The organism is Sphingobacterium sp. LRF_L2 (genome assembly GCF_965644235.1).
Taxonomy (GTDB): domain Bacteria; phylum Bacteroidota; class Bacteroidia; order Sphingobacteriales; family Sphingobacteriaceae; genus Sphingobacterium.
This window is the reverse complement of sequence record NZ_CBFFRI010000004.1, coordinates 338,393-355,555: the sequence shown is the minus strand read 5'-3', so window position 1 is coordinate 355,555 and position 17,163 is coordinate 338,393. Positions and strand designations below refer to the sequence as shown.

Here is a 17,163-nt window from a genome sequence, read left to right as displayed (position 1 = left end):
GATCTTAATTATCAGCAGTTAATCCTCCGCAGCCCTAAGAACATATCGTCATGTAAGGAGGTTTAGGTATAAATACGTATCCAGGCTACTCTTCCAATAGTACGGTTTTACCAGTTTCTAAATTTTAGCTATATTCAGATTGGATTGATTTTTGAGCACTTTTGAATACCATTTAGAAATACGTATGTTTTGGAATTATTAGCTTAAAATAAAATGTATTTTATTATGCCAATAAATTTGAAGTGAATTGTGTACTGAAAGGGAATCTATCCAAAAATTAGGCTTTAACATGATATTAATCGTAGACGACAAACCAGAAAATATCTATTCTTTGGAATTGCTTCTTAAAGGAAAAAATTTCGCAGTAGACACTGCATTATCAGGTGAAGAAGCCTTAAAGAAGGTCTTGCGAAATGATTATGCTTTAATAATACTTGATGTGCAAATGCCTGGTATAGATGGTTTTGAAGTTGCTGAGACGTTGTCTGGATTTAGCAAGTCAAAAGATATACCTATTATTTTTCTTTCGGCAGTAAATACAGATAAGAAGTTCATTACAAAAGGTTATGCTTCTGGAGGAATAGATTATATTACAAAACCCGTGGATCCGGATATTTTATTGTTAAAAGTTAAAACCTTCTATCGCTTATACGAGCAGACTTTGGCCTTAAATGAAACGCAGCAGACATTACGAAATGAAATAGAAATACGAAAAAAAGCACAGGCGGAATTGACGGAACGCGTAAATTATTTGCACTTAATCCTTGAGTCCCTTCCACAAATTGCTTTTACGGCAAATGAAATAGGAGAAATTGATTTTGTCAACGATAAATGGTTTTCTTATGCTACTTCCGCGACATCATTTCCCCTTACGCACCCAGAGGATCCTTGTATCAAAGAGGAATGGGCAAATGCGATGTTACATCATATTCCTCTCGAGTTAGAAGTACGAATCAAAGAGATTAATGAAGATAGTTTCCGCTTTCATCTTTTACGCATAATGCCCATTCTTGAAAATGAAAATATCTCGAAATGGGTTGGTACATTCACGGATATTGATGATAGAAAACTTATAGAGAAGAAAAAAGACGAATTTCTGAGTATCGCAAGTCACGAGTTAAAAACACCGCTTACAAGTATCAAAGCTTATACCCAATTATTGGGACGATCTGCTCCGCCAGAAAAAGAATATACATTTAATAAATATGTCAATAAGGTACAAACGCAGGTGAGTAAGTTAAACAGCTTGGTGACTGATCTTCTTGATATTTCCAAGATTGACAACGGAAAACTGCGAATGAATATGCAGGCTTTCGATTTCGAAACACTTTTGGCAAATGTTATTGATACCATCTATCATACGCATGAAAACATTGCGATGAAAATAGAAAGAACTGGAAATTCGATAGAGGAACCCATTACCGCAGATGAAATTCGTATTGAACAGGTGCTTATCAATTATTTGACTAACGCGATAAAATATGCACCAAATACCGACAAAATAATCATCAATACGAGTACTGATTTGAATCTATTGAAGATAGAAGTAACAGATTTCGGTATAGGTATCCCGGAACATAAACAACCTGATATTTTCAATAAATTCTATCGCGTAGAAGAAACTTCATTGAAATTTCAGGGGTTAGGAATAGGTCTCTACATTTGTTCCGAGATCATTCGTCAGCATAGGGGCACTTTCGGATTATACAGCGAAGTCGGAAAGGGCTCTACCTTTTATTTTACCTTACCTTTAAATTAATTTTATGTCGAAAAAATTTGTTAAAAATTTACAAATTGGATTTGGAGTGTCATTGCTTCTTTTAATTATCAGCTCCACGGCATCTTATGTAAGTATTCAAAAACAAATCAGTAATCGGGAAATTGTTGATCACACACGCCGGGCTATTTCGTCTGCCAATACGATACTTATTGATTTACAAAATGCAGAAACAGGCCAACGAGGTTTTCATCTTACGGGTAAGGAATCTTTTCTTGACCCCTATGTAAAAAGCGTAGCTTCTTTGCCGAAATCACTTGAGCGAGCTAAACGATTGACGGCAGATAACATGTTGCAAAGCAAGAGACTTGATACACTTACGTCGTTAGTCGGTTTAAGAACGGATATTTTAGATGATCTTGTAGCGGCTAAACGTGAAGGGCAGACCGTTACGGTTAAACAGCTGGAAGAAGGTAAGTTATTAATGGATAGCTGTAGACAGATTATTAGTCGATTTATTGCGCATGAAGATATCTTACTCGATAGTCGAAGAGCAGACTTGGATAAATCGTCTTCCTATACCTCTGTCTTTGTGATTCTTGCCGCAGTCATTTCATTGATTACAACATCTGTTTTCTATTTCCGTATTCGAAAAGATTTCAATGAAAGGGAATCTTTAAGAGAATCCTTGCGGCAAAAAGATCGGGAGATTTCCCGCAGACTGAACATTATTCAAAAAATTGCTACAACTGTGTCGAAAGGGGATTATTCTGTACGTGCAAATGACTTAGAACAAGATGATTTAGGGAGTTTAGCAAAAGCATTAAATGAGATGACGAATTCGCTAAAAATTTCGTTTGATCAATTGAATAATAATGAATGGAGACAGACTGGATTGGCGAGATTGAATGAACGCTTGATGGGAAATAAGAGCGAAGAGATTATTGCGAAAGAGGTCCTCAATCAATTAGTAAGCTATTCAAACAGTATAAATGGTGCTTTTTATTTATTAGAAAACGGTGCTTTAAAACTTCACGCGTCGTATGGTCTTGAAGAACATATGCGACATACTTATTCGGTCGGAGAAGGCATGATAGGCCAGGTTTTTCAAGAGTGTAAAGAGAAAATATTCGATGGTGTAAGTGATTTTAATTATACGGTAAACTTTGCTCACGGGGCAATGCGTGTGAATCAGGTATTGTTATTGCCTGTCAACGTTGAACAAAGTTGTATCGGTATTATAGAGTTAGGATCTATGCAGCCTTTCGACGACCTAAGACTCGAATTTCTTAAAGAATCAGGTAGGAACGTTGCCCTAGCACTTCTTGCTGCAAAAAGTAGACGAAGAGTACAGACTTTATTGGAGGAGACACAGGCGCAAGCAGAAGAATTGCAGACGCAGCATACAGAGCTTGAAAACCTGAATGCAGAATTGGAAGCGCAAACACAAAAACTTCAGGCTTCAGAAGAGGAATTAAAAGTTCAACAAGAAGAATTATTACAGTCGAATCAGGAATTAGAGGAGCGATCGAAACAGCTTGAAGAAAAGAATCAACTGATTGCAGATCGAAACTTGGATATTCAGCAAAAAGCAGAAGAGTTAGCTTTGAGTACAAAATACAAGTCAGAATTTTTGGCAAACATGTCTCATGAGCTACGAACCCCTTTAAATTCGATACTTTTATTGTCGAGAATTTTAGGCGAGAACAATGAGGAGAACTTAAACGAGGATCAAATTGAATCGGCAAAAGTTATACAGAGCTCAGGAACAAGTCTCTTGAGCCTTATTGATGAGATATTGGATCTTTCCAAAATAGAAGCGGGAAAGATGGATCTCGATTATCAAAATGTAAGCTTAGTGGATATTACTAAAGATCTACGGAGTTTATTCAGTCCTGTAATAAACAATAAGAACCTTCAATTAATTGTCGAAATTTCGCCGACATTGGACGATCAGTTTGAAACGGACCGTTTACGTTTAGAACAAGTGTTACGAAATCTCTTATCAAACGCAATTAAGTTCACGAACAAAGGCAGTGTTCGACTGCGCATAGAAGAGCATGTTGAGGACCGAGAATTGATTAAGTTTGAAGTAACCGATACTGGAATTGGTATAGCGGAGGAAAAACAAAAAGTCATATTTGAAGCTTTCCAACAAGCCGACGGTTCTACCCGAAGAAAATATGGTGGAACGGGTCTAGGTTTGTCGATAAGTCGCGAAATTACACGGTTGTTGGGCGGTGAAATAAGGTTACAGAGTAAAGAAAATGAGGGTAGTACTTTTACGTTGTTGATTCCGAAGCGGAGGATATCCATCGCAGTGAAACCTGTTACAGACGAGCTTATTGAGATGATCAGCTTAGATGTAGAGGATAGCATAGGAGATTTGGATAGCAAGATATTCACAACAGAGAACATCCCTGATGAAATTGATGATGATCGTGAAAACCTGAAGAAAGGTGACAAGGTAATTTTGATTGTTGAAGACGATACGGATTTTGCAAAAATTTTATTAAAGTATACGCGCCAACAGAATTATAAAGGCGTTGTTGTCGTGCGTGGTGATTTGGCAGCTGAGGCAGCCTTAAAGTTTCAACCGCTTGCTATTTTATTGGATATTCAATTGCCAATTAAAGATGGTTGGCAGGTGATGGATGAGATCAAAGGTAATGTTGAAACCAGACACATCCCTGTTCACATCATGTCATCATTGGAGGTTAAGCGTGAAAGCTTGTTGAAAGGAGCAATCGACTTTATAAGTAAGCCTGTTGCCATAGAGCACTTAGGAGGAATGTTTAAGAAAATAGAAGATGCGCTGAGTCGCTCGCCTAAAAAGGTTCTTATTGTAGAAGAAAATCCGAAGCACGCGATGGCACTATCCTACTTCTTAAGTAATTTCAATATAACCTCCGAAATAAAAACAAGTGTGCACGATAGTGTAGAAGCATTGGTATCGGATCATGTAAATTGTGTTATACTAGATATGGGTGTCCCTGACCAAAACGGTTATGAAACCTTGGAAGCGATAAAAAAGAATGAGGGATTGGAGAATTTACCTATCATCATTTTCACAGGAAAGAATCTTTCTCAGGGAGAAGAACTTCGGATAAAGCAATATGCAGACTCTATTGTTGTCAAAACCGCGCATTCTTACCAACGTATCCTTGATGAAGTCGGCTTGTTTTTACATTTAGTAGAAGAAAAAGAACAACCCTCAGTAGGCAATCATAAAAACAAATTGGGGTCTTTGAATGATGTGCTGAAAGGTAAAAAAGTTTTGATTGCTGATGATGATGTTCGTAATATTTTCTCTTTAACAAAGGCTCTTGAAAAATATCAAATGAAGATAGTTTCAGCAATTGACGGCAGGGAAGCTTTACAAGAATTAGAGAAAAATCCGGATGTTGCTATCGTTCTTATGGATATGATGATGCCCGAAATGGATGGTTATGAAACGATCCGATTAATTCGGGAAATACCCCAGCACCGAAAGATTCCTATCATGGCAGTTACTGCGAAAGCGATGACAGGAGATAGAGAGCGTTGCATTTTGGCTGGAGCATCGGACTATATCTCTAAACCCGTCGATACGGATCAACTTCTTTCATTATTGCGTGTCTGGTTGTATGAACATTCGTAGCTGAATTAAGATGGAAAAGGAAATGGTATTAATCATTGATGACGACAGCCGTAATATTTTCGCATTAAGCTTAGCGCTTAAAGTGCGTGGATATAAATCGATTAGTTGTACATCCGCTATTGAAGGGATAGCATTGTTAAAAGTTGATAAACGAATTCGTGTTGTATTAATGGACATGATGATGCCTGAAATGGATGGTTATGAAGCTTTAGGTGTTATCAAAAGCTGTGAAGCATGTGGGGATGTTCCTGTTGTCGCTGTTACAGCACAAGCTATGCGAGGCGATCGCGATAAGTGTTTGGCTGCAGGTGCTTGGGCTTACGTAAGTAAGCCTGTAGATATTGATGAATTGGTAAGTGTTATTGAAAAGGTAAGTTAAATGTTGGAACCGAATATCATAAAGGATGACGACCTAGAAATGCTTCTATTGGATGTATCACGATTATATGGATATGACTTCACCCAGTATAGCAAAGCTTCGTTAAAAAGGAGAGTAAACAGAATTTGTATGATAGATAAATTCAGCAGCTTTGCAGAATTACGCTATAAACTGTTGAATCATCCGGATTACTTGCTGCGTTTCGTAGAAGAGATAACGGTAAATGTTACCGAGATGTTTAGAGATCCTATTTTCTTCAAGACGCTAAGGGAAAGGATATTTCCCCAATTAGGCACCTATCCCTTTATACGCATTTGGCTGGCAGGTTGTTCTACCGGCGAAGAAGTTTATTCGATGGCGATTTTACTAAAAGAGGCTAATCTTTATCATAAATCGCTTATTTACGCCACGGATATTAATCCTGGTGTTTTGGCGAAAGCCCGAACAGGGATGTTTCCATTACATCAGATGAAACAGTATTCTGAAAACTACATTTTGGCGGGTGGAAAAGAGGATTTTTCTTCCTATTACACGGCCAATTATGATATGGCGAAATTCAATACGGATTTAACTAATAAGATGATATTTTCTACGCACAACCTTGTTTCTGATAGTTCGTTTAATGAATTTCAGTTGATAGTTTGCCGCAATGTGTTGATATACTTTGACAAGGATTTGCAGAACAATGTCTTTAGTCTTTTTGATGATAGTTTAGATAATCTGGGTTTTTTAGCGTTGGGAGCTAAAGAGACATTGCGTTTTTCTAATATCGAAAGGAAATACCAACAAGTAGATACGGAGAAAATATGGAGAAAAATAGTTTAATTTTGTGAATACTAGATAGATATTGAAGCGATGAAGGTGTTATTAATTGGAGGTTCAGCGGGTAGCTTAAAAGTGGTTCTCCAGGTGCTACCTGATTTGAGTTCGGCTATTGAATTTCCGATTATTCTTATTTTACATCGTAAACCCGATCGTGATTCTATCTTGGATGTCTTACTCAATAATTATACCTCGTTGACTGTGGTGGAAGCAGAAGATAAAATGGTAATACAAGCGAAACATGTTTATATAGCCCCTCCAGACTATCATCTGCTCTTTGAAAGTAGGGATCTAATTTCATTAGATTATTCGGAGAAATTGAACTATTCACGCCCATCTATAGATGTTTCCTTTCAATCTGCCGCAAATGTTTTCGGGAGAAATACAGTAGCCTTACTTCTTTCTGGTGCAAATTCTGATGGCGTGGAGGGCTTTAACTATATCAAATCGTTATATGGAATAACTGCTGTGCAGGCTCCCGATACGGCGGAAGTTGAATACATGCCTCGCCAAGCTATTTTGTCTGCTAAGGTGGATTATATATTAAGACCGGAAGAAATTGCCGGGTGGATCAACAATTTAAATGAAAAGGATTAAATGACGCAAACAAATAAGGGATTACTTTAATAATTATGAAAAACAAGACTATATTAATTTTTGACGATGATGTCAACATACTGGAAGTGTGTTCCATTATCTTAACATACGCTGGGTATGAGGTAGCTAGTTCTGAAACGTCGCACGATATCATAGAAAAAGTCAGTTCAATAAAACCCGACATCATTTTGATGGACAATTGGATTCCTAATATAGGAGGGATTGAAGCAACTAAACTGTTGAAGCAGCATGCAGAATACAAAAATATCCCTGTAATTTATATATCTGCGAATAACGATATTCATCTTTTGATGGAAAAGGCTGGAGCAGATGCTTACTTGGCGAAACCGTTTGATATCGTGGATCTAGAGAATACCGTAGAACGGGTACTCGCAGAGTCTGCTTCAAAATTTGATACCGAAGGTAAAGCATAATTGTTGAACATTTTTAATGTTAGAACATTTACAGAATGGTAATTCCTATGTCTTTTTATGACTATAATTTAAATTTATGTTGTAGGAATCAAAAAAGATAAATATTTTTAGATTGATTTAAAACAAATACATTTATTATGAAAAAAATCGGTTTGTCAATGGTGGCTGCAGCCGCTATAATTTTTGCCTCTTGTTCAGGCAACAACGCTAAAACAGGTGCTTCTGAAGAGCAAACAGTAGCGGAAAAACAAGGTGATTCATTTGCGGTTGACCTAGGTACTTCAAAGGTAGATTGGAAAGCATTTCACAAAGGTGGTTTCGCACCACGTTGGGGGGTACTTAGTTTGCAATCTGGCGAATTGTCAGTAGCTGATGGTAACGTTACAGCCGGAGAATTTGTTATTGATATGAAATCTTTAAAGGTTGATTCTGCTTCCGTAACAGAAGCGGATAAGAAAGCTTCTGATTTGGAAAATCACTTAAAGAATCCAGATTTCTTTGATGTGGAGAAATTTGGTACAGCTACGTTCAAAATTACGGGCGTCACGGACTTGGATGCGACAACAGCGAAAGACGCAATTGATGGTGCAAATAAAACGGTGAGTGGAAATCTAACATTAAAAGATAGTACATTAAATATATCATTCCCAGCAAAAGTTACGGTTGAAGAACAGAAAGTATCAGTAGCCGCTAAATTTACAGTAAACAGAGCTGACTGGGGTATCAAATTTGGAACATCTGAAGCTGATCCAGCAGAGTGGATGATTAGTAAAGATATTGAAATCGGCATCCAAATGGACGCTGCAAAGAAATAGTTTTGCATAGACTGTTTGGTCATTATATCAAGCGGCTTTCAGAAATGAAGGCCGCTTGATTTGTTTAATATGTATATAAGGAATAGCTTAATCTTTTTATTTATCTTTAATACTTTGATACGATCAATCGTTCATCAACATTGAAACGCTAATTTTATATGCCTAAGATTTTAAAAAGTTTATATGTCCAGGTTATTCTAGGAATTATTATCGGGATTGCCGTTGGCGTGCTATATCCGGATACGGCTATAAAAATGAAGCCTCTAGGGGATGCGTTTATTAAATTGATCAAAATGGTCATTGCGCCCTTAATTTTTACATCAATCGTTTTGGGAATTGCGGGTATGCAGGATGTTAAAAAGGTGGGAAAGATTGGTTTCTCTGCTTTGGTTTACTTTGAAATCATGACAACAATCGCTTTAATCATCGGTTTGGTTTTTGTGAATTGGATAGAACCTGGGACAGGCATGAATAAAGATGTCAGTAAGCTTGATGCTACTGGAGTAGCCCAGTACATTTCGTCAGCCAAAGAGCATAAGGATTTTATGAGTTGGATTCTCAGTATTATACCTGACAACGTTATTGCTTCTGTGGCATCTGACAATCTTTTGCAAGTACTATTTTTTGCTGTATTATTTGGTATTGCACTAACAAAAATAGGAAGTGGCCATTCTTCTCCTGTAATCTCTGTTTTGAATTCTTTTCAGAAAGGCCTATTCGCGCTTATTAAAATGATTATGTATGTTGCTCCAATTGGAGCGATGGGAGCAATGGGATTTACAATCGGTAAATATGGCGTAGAAGCTTTGTCGTCTTTAGGACTATTGATGTTAAGCTTTTATTTAACCTGTATTTTTTTTATTGTGATTATTATAGGAGGGGTTCTTCATTTTTATGTTAAAATCAGCATCTTTAAACTTTTAAGATATATAAAGGAAGAACTGTTAATTGTGTTAGGAACATCTTCTTCAGAATCTGCGCTACCAGGCGTGATGCAAAAATTGGAAGATGCAGGGTGCAGTAAATCTATTGTAGGTTTGGTCATACCAACAGGCTATTCTTTTAATCTTGATGGAACCTGCATCTACCTCACTATGGCAGCTGTTTTTATCTCCCAAGCATTGAATATGCATCTGACACTACAGCAGGAAATATCTTTACTTTTAATTCTTTTGCTTACATCAAAAGGCGCTGCGGGAGTCACAGGTAGTGGCTTTGTCACACTTGCCGCGACATTACCAGTTGTGGGGCATATACCTGTAGAATCGGTTGGACTAATTTTGGGGATAGACCGTTTTATGAGTGAAGCAAGGGCGCTTACCAACATCATTGGAAATACAGCAGCCACCTTAGTAATTGCTAAATACGAAAAAGGGCTTGAATACGATAAGTTGATGCAAAAAATAGAGGAAACAAACCCTAAGACATTAGCATAAAGCTATTGTTACTTTTTTCCATATTTTTTATCGTAAAAAGCTTTTTTTTCTGAAAAATTAATGGAAATAAGGCTGTTGTCTTGATAATATTGTTGAAGTTAGTTTACTTTTATGGCATCGAAGCTACTCCATTTATATATAGCGTATAAATACGTGAAAAATGGGGCTGCTTCCTACACGTATAAAAACATATAATACACGTATGAGAAAAATTTTTAGGGCAACGATTTTTTCATCATTGCTATTTTTTTACACGGGCTTGTTCGCCCAGCAGCAAAGGTTCGAATGGAAAGAAGCGACGGAAGATGGTTACACTTACACTTATGTGAGTAATGATCCTACATCGGCGAGATTCTATAAATTGAAAAATGGGTTGACTGTTATTTTAAGTCCTAGCAAAAAAGAACCGAGAATTCAAACCTATATAGCTACAAAAGCAGGTAGTAAAACAGATCCGAAAGATCATACAGGATTGGCGCATTACCTAGAGCATATGCTATTTAAAGGAACAGATAAGTTTGGTTCGTTGAACTGGCAGGAGGAGAAGCCTCTATTGGATAAAATTGATGCGCTCTATGAGAAATACAACTCTACAAAAAATGAGCTGGATAGGAAAAATATCTACAAGGAAATCGATAGTATATCTGGAGAAGCAGCAAAATTTGCTATTCCAAATGAGTATGATAAGTTAATGAGCAACATGGGCGCTGAAGGGACGAATGCTTTCACTTCCTTCGAGCAGACGGTATATATTGAGAATATTCCAAACAATGTGGTTGATAAATACTTAACAGTACAGGCTGAGCGTTTCAAGTCGCCAGTGTTACGTCTATTTCACACGGAATTAGAAGCTGTATATGAGGAGAAAAACATTGCCTTGGATAATGACGGAAGAAAAGCTGTTGAGTCGATGTTCGAGGCTATATTTCCGAATAATAATTATGGTAAACAAACAGTAATTGGAACTGTAGATCACCTTAAGAATCCTTCATTGAAGGCTATTAGAGCTTATTACGACACTTATTATGTGCCAAATAATATGGGAATCATCATGTCTGGAGATTTTGATCCGACAGAAATGGTGAAGAAAATCGATCGTGCCTTTTCTTATATGAAAACAAAGGAGGTTCCGGCCTATACTTTTGAGCAGGAGAAACCCATTGTAAAACCTATTATTCGTGAAGTCAAGGGACCCAATACAGAATTTTTGTTTTTAGGATTCCGGTTTCCTGGAGCTGCGAGCAAAGATGCGCAGATGCTCAATCTAATGGCTAATATTTTAACAAATGGTTCAGCTGGGCTTATTGACCTGGATCTGTTAAAATCTCAGAAATTATTAGGCGCTGGCGCATTTCCTTATGTTTTGAAGGATTATTCGATGTTAATTCTTCAGGGAAATCCCTCACAGGGGCAGTCACTCGAGGAAGTTCGAGATTTGCTGTTGGCTGAGCTAAAAAAACTTCGCAATGGCGATTTTTCTGAAGATCTGATTAAATCCATTATAAATAATGAGCGTAAAGATCAGATTACACGAAATGAGAGCTACAGCGATAGAGCGGAAGAGCTGATGTCGGCTTTCACTTCTGAGGTAGATTGGGCAAGCGAATTAGCTTATACGGATAGGTTAACGACTATCACCAAAGCTGACCTCGTTGCATTCGCAAATAAATACTTAAGTGATGATAATTATGTCGTTGTTTACAAGAGACAGGCTACAGATGATAATGTTGTAAAAGTAGAAAAACCTGCTATTACGCCTATCACGGTAAATCGTGATGCGCAATCGGATTTTTTACAAAAAGTGAATGCCATGCCGGAGGAGTCTATTCAACCGATATGGGTCGATTATGATAAGGAGATTGCAAAGGGTAAACAAGGTGATTCAGATATCTTGGCCGTTAAGAATAAAGATAATGCACTATTTAGCTTAACTTATCAATACAGCCTTGGTAAATGGGATAATAAGTTGTTAGGTTTAGCCGTAGATTATTTCGAGTTTTTGGGAACTCAAAGTAAAAGTAGCGAAACATTTAGTAAAGAGTTTTACAAATTAGCTTCTACTTTTTCTATTTCTGCAGGAAATGAGGAAACCAGAGTGTCTATTACAGGATTAAATGAAAATTTCAAACCTACGGTTCTCTTGATTCAGGATTTGTTGCGTAACTGTGTAGCTGATGAATCTGCTTTTCAAGCTTATCTTTCTCGTTTAAAGAAATCGCGTGCGAACGCTAAGGAAAATAAAGCGAGCATTATGGAGGGCTTAAAATCATATGCTAAATATGGTACGAAAAATCCATTTAACTACACCTTTACGGATGCGGAGTTGGATCAAGTTAAAGCTGCAGATCTTGTGGGTCTTTTACATGATCTTTCTAAAATGAAATACACTATTTTATATTATGGACCATTAACTGTGAAGGAATTGGTGAGCCAAACCCCTCCTTTAAAAGCTGAAAAAACAGCTTATGTTGTCCCTAAAAAAGGTATTCGTTTTGAAGAACAAGCTACAACAGCGAATCAAGTACTATTCGCCAATTATAATATGAAGCAAGTAGAAGTTTTTTGGTTCAGAAATTCTGATGTGTATAATGCGATCAATACGCCGACGATATCATTATTCAATACCTACTTTGGAGGAGGAATGGGTAGTATTGTTTTCCAGACGATACGTGAATCAAAGGCTTTGGCCTATTCAACCTATGCTTATTTTGGTCAACCAGCTAAAAAGGAAAACCATTACAGTGTAGGTGCGTATGTCGGAACACAAACAGACAAATTCAACGATGCAATAGGTGGTATGAATGAATTGTTAAACGTACTACCTGAATCGGCAATAGCCTTGGAAACTGCTAAAGTTAGCTTATTGAAATCCATCGCGAGTGAACGTGTGTTAAATGCAGGGATTTTAAACAGTTATATTGCTGCGAAACGTTTAGGAAATTCAAAAGATATGCGCAAAGAGGTTTATGAGCAAACTCCGAATTTGAATTATAATGATTTGAAAAATTTCCATGCAAAAGAGCTAAGCAATAAACCTTATGTCTATTGTATTGTTGGAGAGAGCAGTTCCCTTCCAAAGGAGAATCTCGAGAAGATAGGGCCTGTAAAGGTTTTATCCCTTGAAGAAATCTTTGGATACTAATTTGCTAATATACATTGTTAAAATAAGAGAAGGCCGGCTGTAAAGCGGGCCTTTTTCTTTGGATAGGTACGGAACCTTTTATATTTTAATTTCGATAAAAGAACATATCAAAAATGTACTGCTTAGGTTAAAAAAAATAAAAAAGGGTTTTCAAACGGAGAGAATGAAAACCCTTAACTAACCAATTATAAACCTAAATTATGAAAGGACAAATATAGTGTAAAAAATACACTAAGTCAAATTCTTTTAATTTTTTTGAAGAATTGTGCTTGATGATATAAATCAAACCGTAATCGAGCTTCAGACATATAGCTGTTCCCCTAAAAATAAAATAAAAAGAAGAGTATATTAGGAACAGGATTTTGCAGCCAATGCAAATACAATCAACCAAACAATTCCCTTAAGAAGAAAAAATAGAAATGCTCCAGCGCCAGCGCGCTTTAACCATAATTTTACATTTTCACTTTTTTTCTTATACATATTGACTTTAGCTTGATTGGTGCTTGTATTCATTCGAGTGCTAACTTTTAGTTTTACACGATTTCAAAAGACAATTCTCAATCAAATTCTTTGGCCAAAGATAGCAATTCTTTCCGTATTTAGAATTGTTCCATATAATTTTGATGTTTGCTTAAATAGCCTAGAAGGCAAGTCTAGATCTTGGTAAGCACATAATTGGGGTAAATCAAAAATTACTCATCCACAACGCTAAAGAGATCAGGATCTGATGCTTCATAAGCAACAAAGAAATCTTTGTGAATGTAGGTGTTTTGCTTGCTGATTTTTTTGCTCAATTTAATAATAAACAGATTTCGAGGGGGTTTGTTGAGTAAGTTTGTTATCTCGGTTGCGCTTCGCTTGCTTAGCTGCTCATCCATCTGTAGGTGTAGATCCTTCGCTGTTTTGGGAGTATTTAATGCTCCCTCGCGGATTAGACGATCTAATTCCTGAGCTAGAAATCCTGATTGGTCACGTTGGATAATACCAATACTTTTCCTTCTTTCTATTTTTTTCTTGGTAATTCTTGACAGATGTCTTTCTTCCGGTAAAGGATATCCCGGATTGGCAAAATCGTAATAATGTACAGAGAAAACATTGGCGATCTTAATCATCTTGCTTAAACTCAAACCGACTTTTCCAGAAACGATATCACGAACATTGTCTGAACTTGAGTTGATCAATTTTCCTAAATCCTCTTCCGTAAGACCGAATGCGTTCAAATATTTGGCTACCTGACGTCCATATTCTTTTCTATACGTTTCCTCTCCGTACATTACCTAAACTGTATAATTTTAATTTATCTATCCTACAACTTAACTTCTGTTTTTCGTCGAAAGAAGATCGTCGCGTTGGACTGCAAAGATAGATACTCCGTAATAATTGCGTATTAAATTATTTCTTTTTTATAAATGTTATGAATGAGTTTTTGTTCATTCCTTGTATTATCAAGTGCTTTCATATAAAGCTGTCACTATTTACCAATTTTAAATTGATAAATAAAATATTAGGGTAAATGGCAATGCACTTTTATTATAAAACAAGAAGAGATCTGACATCTTAACCCAATAGATTGCTGGTAAAACGCATTTTTATGCCCACTTGGAAATTATTTATAGTCTTAAAAATTTCTTTTAAAGTGGCTTTTTCAATCTTCGTAAGTTTATCTATTCGGATATAATTATTGGGTTCGAGCTTCTCCGTTAAGATTTGGTTTGCTTGATTTTCCAATCGCAGTGCCATCAAATAATAATAGGATTGATAGAGTTCTTGATATTGTTCTGGTGTAAAAACCTCCATTTCCATCAACTTTTTAAGACGTTCACCCGTATTCTCTTGATAAACGCGTTTCTTCAACGCATACACACGAACCAAATCGACGATAGGTGTCATTGCGTTCTTTATATTGAAGACTTCGGATTTACCAATCGTTTCCGTTTTTATATTGTTAAAGAAAGTCAGCGGTGGTTCATATTGAAGTGCATTTTTAGCAATAAATGCAAAAAAACGATCATTTGGGCGTTGTAGCTCTACTTCTAAAAATTCTTTTAGTTGCTCGATAATGGTACGATCGCCATATAAAAACCTGCAATCGAAAAACGTGGAAAATTTAATGGCATTTTCTGGAATAGTTTCCTCAATCCATTTTTTATAATTTCTTTTCCAATGGGAAAGGGAGTGTGTCCAGTCTGGGTTACTTGCCATATATCCACCTTTACAGTATACAAAACCAATATCATTAAGATAATCCGATACTTTTGTGGCAAAAGACAGAAAATAAGCTCGAACCATTTCCCGATGTTCATTCGCTTTGTCTTCGTAAATGATTGCATTGTCTTGGTCCGTTTTTAGTGTCTGTTCTTTACGTCCCTCACTTCCTGTTACCATAAACACAAACTTTGCTGGTGGTTCTCCCATTTCCCGGATAACCTTTTCAATCACTTTTACGGCTATAGTATCTGCAATCGTCGTAATTACTTGGTTTGTAATTTCAGCGTTTATTCCTCTACCGAGCAGTTGTTTGATAATTTCGGGTACATAATTCCATTTCTGGCGCAATTCGTCGGTGGTTTCCGCTAGTTTTACAGATTGGATAAATACCAATGGCGATTGACCTTGTTCACTTAGTAGTCTGTTTCTACTCAAAAAACCGACATATTTCCCGTCTTTCTCCACCAACAGATAGCGTGTTTTTGTACTGAACATCATAAGTACGGCTTCATAAAGATAGGCCTGATGAGAAATGGACATAATCGGATTGTCCATAACGCTTCCAATAGGTTTATCCGGATCTACCCTTTGCGCGATCACATTGTCGCGTAAGGTGATGTCTGTTACATAGCCGATAATATGATCTTGCGTATCCTTTACAAATAAACAGCTCACTTTATTCGTCGCCATATGCGTAGCGACTTCATATATTGGCGTACTTTCATAGCTATAAACTATATCCTTATAAATTATACCGTCGATTTTACGGGAATATAGTTGTTCTGCAGCGATATAGCTTTCTTCGAAAGACGCAGGCGTTTTTACGAAGTGTGAAAATTCATCATCCAACATCCGCTTCCCGAAATCTGTTGTGTAAAATTGAAAAAATTCATCATATGCATTACACAATTCCAGAAACTCTTTGCGCGGCAAACTATAGACAACCGTTCCTTTTTTTGCCATGACGGATTTTAATGCTCGGGTTCTATTTAATAATACCGATATTCCGCCAAAACAATAGGGCGAATGATGAATTTCGATCGACCTTTTATTTTCCAAGGCATCAAAGAAAAACGTTTCGTATTCGCCTTTTAGTAAAATATCAACTCCCTTCATTTCGGTAATTTCTTGGCGATAAGCCAATGTATCCTTATGGTAAGTTGTAGGTATCAATGATTCTGAAATACCCGCAAGCACACTATCAGGAAGCAGATCGAAGGGTTTCGTATTTTTCAGAAGTTCAATTAAATTCTGCATAAATCGGATTTTTTTCTCGATGGACTAAGTTACAAATCTTATTTATCTAGAAAGTTAAGCTTTTTTAAAAACTGATCTTTTTGTTTGGCTACATCCAATCTAGAAATCTCTTGGCGATGTACTAATTCAAAAAAGCACTTCGCAGTAATTTCTGCATCTCGCTCTGCCTCATGAAGTTCTGTAGGTCTTTCATCAAATAACTGTTCAAAAAGTTGAGGTAACCGTAAATATTCAATCGAGGGATTGATCACATATTTTTTGCTATCCAGCATCGTACAGAAAAAATCTTGTTCAATAAACGGGTTTTGTAGCTGCGCGCGATAGAAATCTGCACTTAGCACCTGTACATCTAACTCTATAAAATGACCAATGATAAGCGGTCTGTACTTCTTGATATCATACGCTAATTTACGCAGTATATGTTTTCGACGCTGCCCGTTATCTTTTAAGAAAGTTGATTGTATACCATGTACTTTATAAGAATCAGTACTGATATGGATATCATTTTCGTAAATATAGCTGCTCATCCTTTTTACCTCATGACCGTCCAACGTATAAATTATCCAGGCAACCTGAATAACGGAAGGCCAGTTATGTTGATCTGAGTAAGGCCGATTCCAACGTTTGGGAATACCCGACGTTTCTGTATCTATAAAAAGTAAATAATCCTTCAAACCGATTTAATTGGATGGCTAAATATAGTTATTCTCGAAGAA

Annotated in this window: 13 protein-coding genes; 9 read left to right on the top strand and 4 right to left on the bottom strand. The window is 36.7% G+C overall.

What is annotated here, in order from left to right; translation table 11 throughout:
- Nucleotides 1-289: 289 nt before the first annotated feature.
- From ACSZOX_RS10320 to ACSZOX_RS10280, 9 genes are all read left to right on the top strand, one after another.
- The gene (locus tag ACSZOX_RS10320) at nucleotides 290-1,759 is read left to right on the top strand and encodes an ATP-binding protein (RefSeq protein ID WP_437919827.1); all 1,470 of its coding nucleotides are present in this window, start codon (nucleotides 290-292) and stop codon (nucleotides 1,757-1,759) included.
- 4 nt (nucleotides 1,760-1,763) lie between these two features.
- Nucleotides 1,764-5,357: a response regulator gene (locus ACSZOX_RS10315; RefSeq protein ID WP_437919826.1), complete on the top strand. Its 3,594-nt coding sequence runs from the start codon at nucleotides 1,764-1,766 to the stop codon at nucleotides 5,355-5,357.
- A gap of 22 nt (nucleotides 5,358-5,379) precedes the next feature.
- The gene (locus ACSZOX_RS10310; RefSeq protein WP_437919825.1) at nucleotides 5,380-5,736 is read left to right on the top strand and encodes a response regulator; all 357 of its coding nucleotides are present in this window, start codon (nucleotides 5,380-5,382) and stop codon (nucleotides 5,734-5,736) included.
- Nucleotides 5,737-6,561 (top strand): CheR family methyltransferase, encoded by an 825-nt coding sequence (locus ACSZOX_RS10305; RefSeq protein ID WP_437919824.1) that lies wholly within the window; start codon nucleotides 5,737-5,739, stop codon nucleotides 6,559-6,561.
- 30 nt (nucleotides 6,562-6,591) lie between these two features.
- On the top strand, nucleotides 6,592-7,155 hold the full coding sequence (locus ACSZOX_RS10300; protein ID WP_437919823.1) for a chemotaxis protein CheB: 564 nt from the start codon (nucleotides 6,592-6,594) through the stop codon (nucleotides 7,153-7,155).
- A 35-nt stretch (nucleotides 7,156-7,190) separates the two neighbouring features.
- Nucleotides 7,191-7,589, top strand: coding sequence for a response regulator (locus tag ACSZOX_RS10295; protein ID WP_437919822.1), 399 nt, complete (start codon nucleotides 7,191-7,193; stop codon nucleotides 7,587-7,589).
- Between the two features lie 137 nt (nucleotides 7,590-7,726).
- A complete protein-coding gene (locus ACSZOX_RS10290) occupies nucleotides 7,727-8,404 on the top strand; it encodes a YceI family protein (protein WP_437919820.1) in 678 nt (225 codons plus the stop codon).
- Nucleotides 8,405-8,562: 158 nt separating this feature from the next.
- Nucleotides 8,563-9,840 carry a C4-dicarboxylate transporter DctA gene (gene dctA, locus ACSZOX_RS10285; protein WP_437919818.1) on the top strand — a complete coding sequence of 426 codons (1,278 nt, stop codon included), beginning with the start codon at nucleotides 8,563-8,565 and terminating at the stop codon, nucleotides 9,838-9,840.
- A gap of 202 nt (nucleotides 9,841-10,042) precedes the next feature.
- Nucleotides 10,043-12,982, top strand: a complete 2,940-nt coding sequence (locus ACSZOX_RS10280; RefSeq protein WP_437919816.1) for a M16 family metallopeptidase — start codon at nucleotides 10,043-10,045, stop codon at nucleotides 12,980-12,982.
- Nucleotides 12,983-13,330: 348 nt separating this feature from the next.
- Here ACSZOX_RS10280 and ACSZOX_RS10275 read toward each other — a convergent pair whose 3' ends face one another.
- From ACSZOX_RS10275 to ACSZOX_RS10260, 4 genes are all read right to left on the bottom strand, one after another.
- Nucleotides 13,331-13,495 (bottom strand): hypothetical protein, encoded by a 165-nt coding sequence (locus ACSZOX_RS10275; RefSeq protein WP_437919814.1) that lies wholly within the window; start codon nucleotides 13,493-13,495, stop codon nucleotides 13,331-13,333.
- Nucleotides 13,496-13,674: 179 nt separating this feature from the next.
- A complete protein-coding gene (locus ACSZOX_RS10270; protein WP_437919812.1) occupies nucleotides 13,675-14,256 on the bottom strand; it encodes a helix-turn-helix domain-containing protein in 582 nt (193 codons plus the stop codon).
- Nucleotides 14,257-14,539: 283 nt separating this feature from the next.
- Entirely contained in the window at nucleotides 14,540-16,447 is a 1,908-nt protein-coding gene (locus ACSZOX_RS10265; protein WP_437919810.1) for a DUF294 nucleotidyltransferase-like domain-containing protein, read from the bottom strand.
- A 38-nt stretch (nucleotides 16,448-16,485) separates the two neighbouring features.
- Nucleotides 16,486-17,121, bottom strand: a complete 636-nt coding sequence (locus ACSZOX_RS10260; protein WP_437919809.1) for a 3'-5' exonuclease — start codon at nucleotides 17,119-17,121, stop codon at nucleotides 16,486-16,488.
- Between the last annotated feature and the right edge of the window lie 42 nt (nucleotides 17,122-17,163).